Source organism: Bacillus cereus group sp. BcHK124 (assembly GCF_027712065.1).
GTDB lineage: Bacteria > Bacillota > Bacilli > Bacillales > Bacillaceae_G > Bacillus_A > Bacillus_A pacificus.
The window spans coordinates 25,146-37,652 of record NZ_JAQFPJ010000032.1 but is presented as its reverse complement, the minus strand read 5'-3'; the positions used below and the strand labels follow the sequence as shown (position 1 = coordinate 37,652).

The window sequence follows — 12,507 nt, the reverse complement described above, 5'->3', positions numbered from 1 at the left end:
GCTACACCTTTTTCATCCGTTTTCCCTTTTACTACTTCTTTCCCTTGTTCGTTGTAGATTGTAAACTCTGCATTTGGTATTCTTGTAGTCCCATCCGCTATATCTACTTTCGTTATTTCTAACTCACCTTCTACCTTCTTATCTTGAACGATATGTTTAATAATTTCTCCATTCTCTTTTATTTCAAATGTGAACGTCTCTTCATTTATTACATATCCATTTGGTGCTATTGTTTCTTTATACGTGTACTTTCCGTATGGTAGTTTGAATTTCGCTACACCTTTTTCATCCGTTTTCCCTTTTACTACTTCTTTCCCTTGTTCGTTGTAGATTGTAAACTCTGCATTTGGCAATTTCGTATTTCCATCCGCTACATCTACTTTCGTTATTTCTAATTCACCTTTTACATTTTCATTTTTCAGCTCTAATACAGCAGTTTCACCAGTTTTCACTTCAATTTTTTTAACGCTTCCGTCTAACACATATCCAGCTGGCGCTTGAATTTCTTTGACGCTATATATACCGATTGGAAGATTACCTAACTCCGCAATCCCCTTATCATTAGTCGTAACATTTTGTTTAAAGTTTTCATTAGAAACTTCAAACACCGCTCCTTTTAATACTTCCTTTTTTTCTCCTAATTTCATAATCTTTAAAGAGCCTACTGATTCCCAATTTACAACTAAATCTGTACTGATTTTCTCACTATTTCTTTGTAACAATACCGTTGTATTTTGAACTTTTTCTGATCCTTTAAAAGCTATTGCTTGTAAATTTGTTAAAGTAGACTTCACTTTCATTTTAAAATTACCACTACTCGTATTTTTCGGGATTAAAATTTTGAATTTTTCGTTAATTGTTAATATACTTTTCTCTTCTCCATTTTCATTTACAATTCGAAGCCCTTTAGGGGCATTTTCAGGAAGAATTGTATAAGAGCCAGAAACCGCATTTGTTTGCACTGCATAAAATCCTGTTTCTAAATAATCACCTTTTTGTGTAGCAGTTTGCGGATCTACAGGATTAACTTTAAAGAATGTATCTTGTGATCCAGTTTCTTTTTTTGAAGCCTCTACTAAACGCTTCATAAGATTATGTACACGTTCATTTTTTGCAACTAAATCTTCTTCCGTTAATTCATTTGCTGCAATCCATACTGCTAATTGTGTAGCATAATGCGCCTCTTCTACTGTCGCTACCCCTAATTCAGATGGGCTTTTTTGAGGATACCCATTTAATAAAACACGATATACAGCATCAGATGATTTCCCCATCTCAGGCAAATCATCTCCATTTGGAGAACGCAAATCAGGCGTTAAACAATACGCAATACTACCCGAAGCCGTTTTAATTACTTCTGTCTTTATTTCACGCTGTTTCGACTTACTATAACTCCAATCCATCTTATATGTTTCTCTGTTCATTACTTCTGCCTTTACTTGTGGCATTGCAATTCCTAATAAAATAATAAGAGCACCTAAAAAACTAAACCATTTTCCTGCCATCTTTCGTTTCATTCTCTCCACCACCATATATAAATTTCTACATGAATCAATCTTACTGTTTCATTGTACTTATAGTAAAAAAAAGAGAATAGGTGGTTTTTTTGTAGTATCTTGTCGAATTGTTGAGAAAGTTTCACCGTAATAAGCAACTTTAAAATTGTTTGTTGTCATGCTGCTATTGACAAATAAACATTAAACGTTTCCAATTTTCAAACATAATAAAAAAGACACTTTATAAGTGCCTTTTTAACTTACGGAAAACAAATTTCAAACGAATACATATTACTTATCTTTTTCCTTTATCTCCGTCAACAACTCAATCATTTTCTCATTCTGCCTCACTTGTTTCTCTGAATTTTGATAGATGAAACGGACCCATCTTAATATAAAAACAACTATCAATATCGGTAGTAGCGCAATTATCATGCCGAATACCGAGAAATTAGACATCATTTTCCATCACCTCGCTATATACACCTTTCTCCATCCACCCACCAAACCCTTCCATTTTTTACAAATAAAAAAAGAACCTATCAAACGATAGATTCTTCTTTTGCAAACTGAGTAGAACGTCCTCTCGTAATCGAGAAAATCGCACAAAGTAGCGCTAATATAATAAAGCCGCCCCCTACCCAAGCGTTATATATAACAGATGATTTTTCAATAACAACTCCACCTACTGTTGAACCGAGCGCAATCCCTAAGTGAAGGGCAGAGTTATTTAAACTTTGCTGAATACCAGCTGATTCCGGTGCAATTTCAATTAAATAATTTTGTTGTGCTGGTGAAATAGCCCAGCTCAGCATGCTCCAAAGTCCCATCATAATAATGAACAGCGGGAATGAGAATGTCATCATCGGCAATAGGAAGATCGCACACGCAAATACGATAATAATTGAGATAATACTTTTCTTCGATCCCCATTTATCAGCAAGCCAGCCTCCGAAGCCGCCCCCAATTACTGCTGCGATTCCGAAGATGAAGTAAAATACACTAATCCAATTCGCTTCCACATGCATAACATCTTTTAAAAATGGTGTTAAATATGCATATAGTGTTAAATGACCCGTTAAAAATAAGAACGACGTTAACTGTGCACTGACGATTTTTTTATCTTTTAACGTAGCAATTTGTTCTCTTATTGATAATACCGATGTCGGTGGTACTTTCGTTAAGAATAATGAAATACAAGCGATTGCCATCACTGTTAAGATTGAAATGAGCACAAATGGTGCACGCCACCCATATGCATTTCCGAGCACAAGGCCAAGCGGTACTCCAAGTACAAGTGACCCACTAATCCCCATGAAAATGATTCCAATTGCACGCGCACGAAAATGCGGTTCTACAACGCTAGAAGCAAGTGTTACTGACAGTGCAATAATAAGCGAACCACTCGCCGCACAAATCACCCTTGAGAACATTAACATCCCATAATTCACACTAAATGCTGAAATAATATTTCCGATTAAGAAAATTGATAATGCCCCAACATACAATGTTTTTCTTTCAAATTTCCCTGTTAATGCTAATAAAACAGGGCCTGATAAAGCAAATACTACTGAAAATATTGTGATAAGCTGACCAGCTGCACTAATAGATACTCCTAAATCATTGGCAACTAAATCAAGCGTTCCTCCTATAATTAGCTCAACCGTTCCGACTACGAAAGCCGCGATAGCTAAAATATACACACGAAAATTCAAGTCTTTCCCCACGCTTTCTATTTTGGTTACTACGACTATAGTAACCAAAATAGAAGTTGAACACAAGTACAATTTTTTTACAGTAAAAAAGGTAGGCGTATTATACGCCTACCCTTCACTCATGATACTTCATTTTTATTCTTCTTATTTAAATACCAATATACCGGCAGCCCCGTAAATACAATTCCAATTGATAAGAAACAACTTACCGGATCATTGATAATGGCACTACCAATTACAAAGAGCGAGCCGAAAATGGCAACGATTGGTACGATTGGGAATAACGGTACACTGTATGCACGCTCTTTATTCTTATTACGCTTTCTTAAAATGAAGACGCCAATAAACGTCATTACATAGAAAATATAAATAATGAATACGGAAATCTCAGATAGCTTATTCGGATCGCTAATAATCATTAAAATAATTCCTAAAATGATTTCAACAGTAATCGCATTTGCTGGTGTTTTAAATCTTGGGCTTTCCTTCGCAATAAACTTAGCAAATGGAAGTTGTCCACGTTCTGCCATCGACATCGGGATACGTGGGAACGTTAAAATCTTTCCATTTAAACAACCGAAAATAGAAACGATAATACCGATACTAATAATTTTCCCGCCATATTCTCCAAGTAGCATTCCTGCAGCTGTCGCTGTTGCATTTTCTCCAAGGTCTACAATTTGAGTTGCTGGTAATACATTCAGTAACGCCAAATTAATTAATACGTAAGCAGCTGTTACAATTAAAATCCCAACTGTCATTGCTTTCGGTAATAACTTTGTTGGATTCTTCATTTCCCCGCCAATCGAAGCAAGTAAAATCCAGCCATCATAAGCAAATAACGTTGCTAAAATTGCCATCCCGATACTTTGATTTTCTGATATCGGTACAACTACGTTAAAAATATCGCTATTCCCTTTCCAGAAACCTAACACAACAATTAATACGATTGGAATCATCTTTCCGATTGTCGTAATCGTTTGAACGATACCTCCGTATTTTGTTCCCATACTATTTACAACGCCAAGGAACACAACTGTTCCGATCGCGATTGGTAAATTCCATACTTTATCTAAATAGAAAAAATTAATCATTAAAGAGCTAAAGTATAACCCTAATGTTCCAATAATAGCTGGCCCATAAACAATCGTTTGCATCCAGCCTGATAAATATCCCCAAAAACTTCCGTAAATCTCCTCTAAATACGTATACAACCCACCATTTTTCGGGATTTGCGCTCCAATTTCAGCTACTGTTAAACCACTTGCTAACGTTAACAGACCACCAATTATCCAAGCAAGAATCGCCATATTAGAACTCCCCGAGTAATCTAATACGCTGCCTGGTTTCATAAACACACCAGACCCAATAATCGTTCCTACTACGATAGAAAGTGCTACCGTTAAACCAATTTTGTTCTTCTCATCATGATGCATGCTGCGTATCCTCCTTCCAATCCTAGTGTGATGCAAAAATGAAATAAAAAAACACTCCTCCCTAAAAAAGGGACGAGTGTTGTATTCGTGGTTCCACCCTTGTTTCAATTCGCAAAGTAACACACTTCACCAATTTCTCAAGTCTACATAACGGTTTTTGCCGGCAAGCAATTACTAGATGTTCGTTCACTGCTGCAGTTCAGAGGTGGTAATCTATTTTTCCGTATTAGGAAGCTCACAGCCAAAGGCTTCCCTCTCTGAGAATCGTAAAAAATTGATCATGTCCTCATCATCACTTCTTGATGTCGAATTTTGTAGTTATTGTTCATTATATTGAATTGTTAGAAAAAATCAATATATTTTTTATATAACATATGAAATATTTCTTTTCTTATATTATAACAGAAGTTACGCCACTTCTCTAATTCCCTAAAAATGGTATAATCCATATAGGAGGTGCATCAATCATGATTGCTGTTTTTTGTATCATCGCTACATTTCTTTCTGTTCTATTCGCTATCATGTTCAGGTACAAGTATCCTAGTTATAGCATTTTAGCGGTAGCTATTATACCAGCTGTTTCCTTCTACGTATTAGGTAAATATCAATATACGGAAGTGTTTATCGGTTTTGCAATCTTCTACTGCGTCTTTGGATACATACTAACAATGAAAAGAATTTTATTAAATCATTAAAAGGGACCGATTTCTGTCAACAGAAATCGGTCCTCGCATGTATCTTCCGGTTGCCCACACGAAAGATACATAATTCAATTATTTACCTTCTTTTTTCATAAAAAACTTATGATGCGGAAGATCCACATTTAATGCCTCTAATTGTTTCTTTTCATTGTCTAAAATCGCTTTTGCTTTTGTTTTTGTTGCCTCATCTAATCCCGCAAACATGTCTTCATGTTTCTCTTTCTCTGGGAGTTTCACACCTAGTTTTGTTAATTCTTCTTTTGCTTGCTCATGCGTTAATTTCCCGGACTTTTCCTGTTCAAAAATAGACTTTGCTTTTTCCTTTGTTGCTTCATCTAAGTTAGCAAGTATGTCTTTATGCTTACCCTTCTCTGGCATTTTCACGCCTAACTTCGTTAATTCCTCTTTTGCTTGTTCACGTGTTAATTTGCCGGATTTCTCTTGCTCTAAAATTGATTTTGCTTTTTCTTTTGTTGCTTCGTCTAATCCCGCAAACATTTCTTTGTGTTTACCCTTTTCCGGGAACTTCACGCCTAATTTTGTTAATTCTTCTTTTGCTTGTTCACGTGTTAATTTCCCAGACTTTTCTTGCTCTAAAATTGATTTCGCTTTTTCTTTTGTCGCTTCATCTAATCCCGCAAACATTTCTTTACGTTTTTCTTTCTCTGGAAGCTTTACACCTAGCTCCTCTAACTGTTTCTTTGTATCATCCATAATCGTTTTTACTTTTTGTTTTGTAGCGTCATCTAAATCTTTTTTCGCCGTTTTTGTAGATTGCTCAGCTGCTGGAGTATTCGTTGCCGCGAATGCCGGGATGCCGACTCCCCCAATGATTCCGAATGATAAAGCACCTGCAATCGCTAAATACCCAACTGTTTTCTTCTTCATAGGAAATTTCCTCCTTCATATTTCTAATGCATGTACACTCTCGTATACAATGCCTATAGTAATGTTGGTTTCTTAAAATTTCCTTAACGACTTAACAAAAAAACACCGCTCATAATGAGCGGTGTTTTTCTATGCTTTTTGTAATTGTAATTCTTCACGTTCCATTATTCTTCTTAATACAATTGTTTGTGTCATTGTAAATAAGTTACCTGTTATCCAGTACAACACAAGACCTGATGGTGCCGCAAATCCCATAAATAAAATCATTGCCGGCATCATAATTTGCTGCATTTTCAGCATCTGTACTTGTTCTCCAGGTGTAATATTTGATTGGAAAACCTTCATTTGAATAAATGTCGTTAATGCTGCAATAATCGGTAATATATGATAAGGATCTGCATGTCCTAAGTTCACCCATAAAAACGAAGATGTGCGAATCTCCTCTGTTCGGCTAATGGCATAATACAAAGCAGAGAAAATCGGCATTTGTATAAAGATTGGCCAGCAACCAGCAAGTGGATTCCAACCGCCTGATTTCATTAGTTCTGACATTTCTTTTTGATACTGTTTTTGTTTTTCAAGATCTTTACTTACATCACCGTATTTTTTCTTTAACTTCTGCAATTCAGGTTGCATTTTCTTCATTTTCGCTTGGCTACGATATTGCGAAACAGCTAATGGAATCATTGCTGAACGAATAACGAGCGTCATAATAATGATAGCAATCCCGAAGCTAGCTCCCGGTATATGATGAGCAACAAATTGAATCATAAACGAGATTGGATATACAAAATAATGATCCCAAATTCCCGTACTATGTGCATCAATTGGGGCTGCATTACTGCAACCAGATAAAACAAAAACAAGTAATAATGATAAACTAACGAGCGCAGTTCGGTATGATTTTAACATGTTCATTCCTCCAATGTTTCGTAATTATTTAGCGAAACATTGGTGTATACGGACCGACCTCGTCATTCTCTTCACTCGATTCTTGTCTGCGTACAGAACGAATCATTCCATATTTATAAAAAATCGAAAATAGCGGTACATTCCCCGCACTATCTTCACACGTATCAACTAACGCAAATGCTCTTTGTCTACCGCTTGATGCTTGCTGACGCACAAAGCGAGAAACGTTAGCAAGGAAGAAAACTTCTAATAAACAAAGTGCTGTCGTTACAAACGATATATATAGAATTGCATCCTGCAATAAAAATTCCATCGCTTCACATCCTTAATAAGGTCATTTTAGCACATTCGGCAAACATTCTCTATTTCCTTTTATCGTCAAAAAAAGTATTTTGCATATTTTCTCAAGAAAACAATAATTAAGAAACATTGTATTCGCTTTCTTTAGTATATTCACACACATCAATGAATAGGCTTGATTTATTAGAAATTTATAAAATTTTTGCATTATAATAAAACTATTGCCAGTTTTTGAAAAAACCTTTATTCTCTTCTTGTAATCAAAAATGAATATGGAGATGAAACATACTATGGGTCAACTAGGAGACGCCGATTACGTTCCCGACACCGCCTTTTTATCCTTCCCAGCAGCTAAAACATTTCACTTAGAATTTATCATACAGTTGGTTGTTATTTTCGTAGCTTCTATTTTGTATGCAATTTCTATGAATATGTTCTTTATCCCGCATAACATGATTAGCGGTGGATTCGCTGGAGTAGGGATGATTATCGGTTATTTAATGCACTACAATATTGGTGCACTTATCTTTTTACTAAACATTCCTCTTCTTATTTTAAGTCACTTTTACTTAGGCAAGAAGACAACCTTTTTAACAGCGTACTTTGTAGCTGTATCATCATTAGCGATGAACATTATCCCTGTACACCAAGTTTCAGACGATATTTTACTATCTTCTGTATTCGGCGGTGTAATCTGCGGAGCAGCTTCAGGAATCATATTCCGATTTGCTTCTTCAACAGGTGGATTTGATGTCGTTGGATTGATTGTAGCGAAATATCGCGATGTTTCAATTGGAGCAATCATATTTGTATTCAACTTAATCTTACTTGTTGTAGCAGGATTTATTTTCGGATGGGATATTACACTTTATACGTTAATTAGTCGATTTGTAGTCAGCAAAGTGATCGATGCTGTGCATACGAAACATATTAAATTGACGATAATGACAATTACAGAAAAAGGCGAGGAAATAAAAAGCGCCCTACTACATCACGGCATACGTGGCGTGACGATGGTAGATGCTGTCGGCGGCTATACAAACCATAAGAAAAAAATGATTTACACTGTCGTGACTCGCTATGAGTTAGGCGAAATGAAACGTATTATCCGTCAAGTGGATAACAAAGCATTTATGAACATTACTGAAACAGTTGAAATTGTCGGCCGTTTCAAACGTATATAAAAAAGCGCAAGGAATGGTATTTCCTTGCGCTTTTTATTTTTTACACTTATTACAAAATCAGATAATTCTATTATTATGCCTCTAAATATGTTATAATGAAAACAGACTCACAAAAAAAGAGTATATAGACTTGGAAGTTTCTCTTATTTTACAAGCAAAAAGAAACGAGCAGTCGGGTATATTTCAGACACCATACACGTAACGGTTTAAAAAACCGATCACTCTTCAATGATCTTTTTATAAAAAGATACGTACAACTAAAACTCACTTCAATATACTATACCTACCTTTTTGACTTCCAAATCATCTTATTACATAAGGAGATGAACATATGAATCAATATATACGATATACAATAGCTGTCCTGTTTGCTATTATCGGCGGAACAATCTGCTTCTGGACAAACACTCAGCTTGGAGAGAATATCATTTTTAATGGAATCGAAACACTTGTAAGCGCTTCAATTTTAGGTGGATACATTTTCTTCCTCTTTAATCCAGAAGAAAATGCGCAAAAAACAATGTTATTAACAATGATCGGAATCGTTGGCGGATGTATTTCCTACTCAATGACTAACTATACATTACCACTTCAATTAAGCTCAGCTTTCTTCCACGGTCTATGGACTTGGTTCATTGCATTCTGTCTAGCAGATGTATTCAACCTATTACAAGACAATGAAGAAGAAAACGGTCGCCAAATTGAAAGTAACTCGTAAGCTGGAAGGGATTCTTCCAGCTTTTTTTATGTTGGTTTGCATACCACGGCATCACAATAAAAAGAAGTTACCCTCACGGCAACTCCTTCTCCATATACCCCGCCCAGTATCAACCGGATTATATCAGCGATTTTTCAAATATATCGACGATTTCTCCACTTATATCAGCGGTTTTTTCATTATATCGACGGTTCGACACAGGATATCGATTTACCGACATTTTTCGACAATCAATTTTCATCTATATACCTCCGCTCGGAATCCGAAACGAAACGTGTGCCCCGCCTCTCACCTCACTATTTTCTACCTCAATTTTACCACCATGCTTCTCAACAATTGTCTTAGCAATATATAACCCGAGTCCAAAATGCTCCTTGCTTCCTGCACGCGACTGATCTCCCTGATAAAAACGTTGTAATACTTTTTTCAAATCTCCTTCTTGAAAACCAGGCCCTGAATCATATACATGAAACTCTATTGCGTCATGCCAAGCACATACTTTCAAAAGCATCTTCCCTGACACCGGAGTAAATCGAACTGCATTCATTACGATGTTGTCCATTACTTGACTGATTCGCTCTTGATCAAATACTAAGCTTTGCATATCCTCATTATTTTCAAAGATGACATCCCAATCAATTTCTTTTTTTCTAGCTATGCATTCATATTCTTCTAGTTTTTTAAGAAAGAATGGATTTATATGTACTTTATTTAAACGTAATTGAAATGAGAAACTCTCTAGCTCATTTACTATTTGGAACTCCTCAAGAAGCTTTGTCATTCTGTTTGTGTTTCTTTCAATCGTTTGTAAATACCGATGTAACACATCTTCATTTTTCCATAAACCACTTTGCAAACCTTCTGTATGACCTTGCACAATCGTTAATGGCGTTTTCAAATCGTGAGAAATAGCTCTAATATATTCTCTCCTTTCTTCTTCTAACTCCCATTGTCGTGACAAACTAGTAGCTAGTGCTGCACGCATATTTTCAAACGAACTGACTAATTCACCAATTTCATTTTTCGCGTTGTACTCTAAATGAAAATTTAAATCCTGCTCTTGAATTCTTTTTGAGGCCTCTGATAGTTCAACTAGTGGTTTCTTTATTCTTTTTCCCATTCGATTTGAAATAATGTAGGACAAAATTGTAATGTATATAAAGGGTGAAGCTAAAAATAAAATTACAAAAAAGGAATCAACTGCCGAAGCAGTAGATATTGTTAAATGATAATTAAACCCTATCGCTCCTTGTAAATCTCCATTCCTATCTACTAAAGGCAGATATGTCGTAACTTCATTATCGTCTTCTTCACCATAAATATTTGTATTAATAACACTCGAAATCGGTCTCTCATTTGTTATTAATTTCTTGTTATATGTACCATAAGAAATATCTCCTTGCCTATTAACAATTTGATATTTAATTCCCTCTTTAGGGACAATTTTCTCTAATCCATTTCGCTCTTTCTCATTTAACAATAGTATGCCTTTATCTTTTACATATTCTTTTATCATAGGTATTTTCTGTTCATAATAATTCGCAGGAAATACTTTCCCATTCTTCGTTAGCCAATACCAACCACTAGCCGCTGTTAAAACCGTTAGTATTAAACTACCAAGTAGAACTATTAAGAAGCCGGCTACTAGCTGTTGTTTAATCCTTAACCTTTGCATCAATTCTGTACACTCCACTTATATCCAATTCCCCACACCGTTTGAATATATGTATTTTCTCTGTCATATACACTAAGCTTTGTTCTAATTTTCTTTATATGCTCAACTACAGTAGAGACATCACTTTCACTATCATATCCCCAAATCTTTTCAAACAGCTGCTCTTTCGTCAAAACTTGACCAGCATGAAGTGCTAACATTTTCACAACTTCATACTCTTTTTTTGTAAAATGAATTTTTTCTTTCCCAGTCATTATTTCGTAGTTTTGCAAATCTATTAATATACTTCCATAGCGTAGAAATTCCTTTTGATCCACCATTCTTAAATCTGTCGTACGGCGCAAATTGGCAACAATTCTCGCTTTCAACTCTTTTAAACTAAATGGCTTACTAATATAATCGTCTCCACCAATCAATAAACCTTCTATCCGAGACCGTTCACTACTATCCGCACTTAAAAATAAGATTGGGCATGCATAAGACTCTCTCATCTTCTCGCAAACTTTAAACCCATTCATATCTGGCAACATAACGTCTAAAATAATGAGATCCACGCTATTATCTAATTTCTTCAAAGCTTCTTCACCACTTAATGCACTTCTTACTTCATACCCTTCCATGACAAGACTATCTTCAATAAATGTAAGAATATCTGGTTCATCGTCTACAAGTAGTATTTTGCTCGTCACGGCAAGTCCCCCCTAATTAAATATATCTTTTTTACACCAACTAAACATAGCCGCTATTGCACATCCTCCTAAAATTGTACCATTTATCAGGTAAAATGTTCCTTTCCCCTCACTTAATATTCTTAGAATTGATCCACTTCCAATTACAAAATAACTTAATTCTTCATTCACATATAAACTTGCTACTAATAAACCAACTATTACAAAATACGTAATGATAGCGTTTTGAAACCATAGACTTACAAAACTACTCAACATTGTTAAAGCACTTGCTATAAACCATAGTATTAAATAATATTTTACAGTATATAAAATAGAAGCATTCGCACTATAAATGACTTGTTTATCTAAAAAGAATGTCTCTTCTGCACGCCTTATAAAAAATGTTCCATATATATAACTCTCAATGAATGCCATTAACAAAAACAAACTTACAATGCTCATTTGAGCAATCCATTTCGCCAATAATAATTCCCATCTACCTACGGGACGAATCATAACAAGCCGATACGCACCAGATGAAATTTCACTATTAAAACTATCAATAAATAAGATTGGAAAAATTAATAAGAATAACGTAAAATACCATTCTCTTGTAACTGCGACAGGAAAGTTTAAATTACTTAAGATTGCTTCTGTTCCTTTTGTATCATAAATAGCAACTCCAAAAGTATGAACCCATACGCTATGCAAAATAAGTAGCAGCCCAAAAATAACTATTAATGCTTTCGTCTTTTTTCTATTAAAAATCCGTTCAAATTCACTTATAAGTATTTGTCTCATTCTTCACACC

The 12,507-nt window shown here is 35.2% G+C and carries 12 protein-coding genes and 1 other annotated feature; of the genes, 3 read left to right on the top strand and 9 right to left on the bottom strand.

Annotation, left to right across the window (positions count from 1 at the left end; all coding sequences use genetic code 11):
- The 3 genes from PDK19_RS25675 to PDK19_RS25665 all read right to left on the bottom strand — a co-directional run.
- A partial coding sequence (locus PDK19_RS25675; RefSeq protein ID WP_270708177.1) for an MSCRAMM family protein occupies positions 1 to 1,517 on the bottom strand: 1,517 nt, incomplete at its 3' end.
- A 521-nt stretch (positions 1,518 to 2,038) separates the two neighbouring features.
- Positions 2,039 to 3,223 (bottom strand): MFS transporter, encoded by a 1,185-nt coding sequence (locus PDK19_RS25670; protein ID WP_139868252.1) that lies wholly within the window; start codon positions 3,221 to 3,223, stop codon positions 2,039 to 2,041.
- Between the two features lie 107 nt (positions 3,224 to 3,330).
- Entirely contained in the window at positions 3,331 to 4,647 is a 1,317-nt protein-coding gene (locus tag PDK19_RS25665) for an APC family permease (RefSeq protein ID WP_016718849.1), read from the bottom strand.
- A 65-nt stretch (positions 4,648 to 4,712) separates the two neighbouring features.
- Positions 4,713 to 4,949, bottom strand: a binding site (T-box leader).
- A 165-nt stretch (positions 4,950 to 5,114) separates the two neighbouring features.
- Between PDK19_RS25665 and PDK19_RS25660 the strand changes: the two genes are divergently transcribed.
- On the top strand, positions 5,115 to 5,342 hold the full coding sequence (locus PDK19_RS25660) for a hypothetical protein (RefSeq protein ID WP_014893426.1): 228 nt from the start codon (positions 5,115 to 5,117) through the stop codon (positions 5,340 to 5,342).
- Positions 5,343 to 5,420: 78 nt separating this feature from the next.
- Here the strand turns inward: PDK19_RS25660 and PDK19_RS25655 are convergent, their stop codons facing one another.
- The 3 genes from PDK19_RS25655 to PDK19_RS25645 form a co-directional block, all read right to left on the bottom strand.
- Complete coding sequence (locus PDK19_RS25655) at positions 5,421 to 6,236, bottom strand: hypothetical protein (protein WP_049112064.1); 816 nt, start codon at positions 6,234 to 6,236, stop codon at positions 5,421 to 5,423.
- A gap of 129 nt (positions 6,237 to 6,365) precedes the next feature.
- A complete protein-coding gene (yidC, locus tag PDK19_RS25650; RefSeq protein WP_073531269.1) occupies positions 6,366 to 7,148 on the bottom strand; it encodes a membrane protein insertase YidC in 783 nt (260 codons plus the stop codon).
- Between the two features lie 28 nt (positions 7,149 to 7,176).
- A complete protein-coding gene (locus PDK19_RS25645) occupies positions 7,177 to 7,461 on the bottom strand; it encodes a hypothetical protein (protein WP_000394930.1) in 285 nt (94 codons plus the stop codon).
- A 277-nt stretch (positions 7,462 to 7,738) separates the two neighbouring features.
- Between PDK19_RS25645 and PDK19_RS25640 the strand changes: the two genes are divergently transcribed.
- Together PDK19_RS25640 and PDK19_RS25635 are read left to right on the top strand one after the other, a co-directional pair.
- The gene (locus tag PDK19_RS25640; RefSeq protein WP_000530037.1) at positions 7,739 to 8,632 is read left to right on the top strand and encodes a YitT family protein; all 894 of its coding nucleotides are present in this window, start codon (positions 7,739 to 7,741) and stop codon (positions 8,630 to 8,632) included.
- 331 nt (positions 8,633 to 8,963) lie between these two features.
- Entirely contained in the window at positions 8,964 to 9,350 is a 387-nt protein-coding gene (locus PDK19_RS25635) for a DUF3938 domain-containing protein (RefSeq protein ID WP_001077770.1), read from the top strand.
- Between the two features lie 241 nt (positions 9,351 to 9,591).
- Here PDK19_RS25635 and PDK19_RS25630 read toward each other — a convergent pair whose 3' ends face one another.
- From PDK19_RS25630 to PDK19_RS25620, 3 genes are read right to left on the bottom strand one after another with little or no spacing between them, the layout of a single operon-like run.
- A complete protein-coding gene (locus tag PDK19_RS25630) occupies positions 9,592 to 11,025 on the bottom strand; it encodes a sensor histidine kinase (protein ID WP_074567913.1) in 1,434 nt (477 codons plus the stop codon).
- Positions 11,025 to 11,714, bottom strand: a complete 690-nt coding sequence (locus PDK19_RS25625) for a response regulator transcription factor (protein ID WP_016718853.1) — start codon at positions 11,712 to 11,714, stop codon at positions 11,025 to 11,027. Before PDK19_RS25625 ends, PDK19_RS25630 begins: the two co-directional genes overlap by 1 nt.
- A 12-nt stretch (positions 11,715 to 11,726) precedes the next feature.
- Positions 11,727 to 12,497, bottom strand: a complete 771-nt coding sequence (locus tag PDK19_RS25620; RefSeq protein WP_049113723.1) for an ABC transporter permease — start codon at positions 12,495 to 12,497, stop codon at positions 11,727 to 11,729.
- Positions 12,498 to 12,507: the final 10 nt, after the last annotated feature.

What these genes read in the sequence shown, in the direction of transcription:
- PDK19_RS25660 (WP_014893426.1), top strand. Translation starts at nt 5,115, where the DNA reads ATGATTGCTGTTTTTTGTATCATCGCTACATTTCTTTCTGTTCTATTC.
- PDK19_RS25665 (WP_016718849.1), bottom strand. Translation starts at nt 4,647, where the DNA reads ATGCATCATGATGAGAAGAACAAAATTGGTTTAACGGTAGCACTTTCT.
- yidC (WP_073531269.1), bottom strand. Translation starts at nt 7,148, where the DNA reads ATGTTAAAATCATACCGAACTGCGCTCGTTAGTTTATCATTATTACTT.
- PDK19_RS25635 (WP_001077770.1), top strand. Translation starts at nt 8,964, where the DNA reads ATGAATCAATATATACGATATACAATAGCTGTCCTGTTTGCTATTATC.
- PDK19_RS25645 (WP_000394930.1), bottom strand. Translation starts at nt 7,461, where the DNA reads ATGGAATTTTTATTGCAGGATGCAATTCTATATATATCGTTTGTAACG.
- PDK19_RS25640 (WP_000530037.1), top strand. Translation starts at nt 7,739, where the DNA reads ATGGGTCAACTAGGAGACGCCGATTACGTTCCCGACACCGCCTTTTTA.
- PDK19_RS25655 (WP_049112064.1), bottom strand. Translation starts at nt 6,236, where the DNA reads ATGAAGAAGAAAACAGTTGGGTATTTAGCGATTGCAGGTGCTTTATCA.
- PDK19_RS25620 (WP_049113723.1), bottom strand. Translation starts at nt 12,497, where the DNA reads ATGAGACAAATACTTATAAGTGAATTTGAACGGATTTTTAATAGAAAA.
- PDK19_RS25630 (WP_074567913.1), bottom strand. Translation starts at nt 11,025, where the DNA reads ATGCAAAGGTTAAGGATTAAACAACAGCTAGTAGCCGGCTTCTTAATA.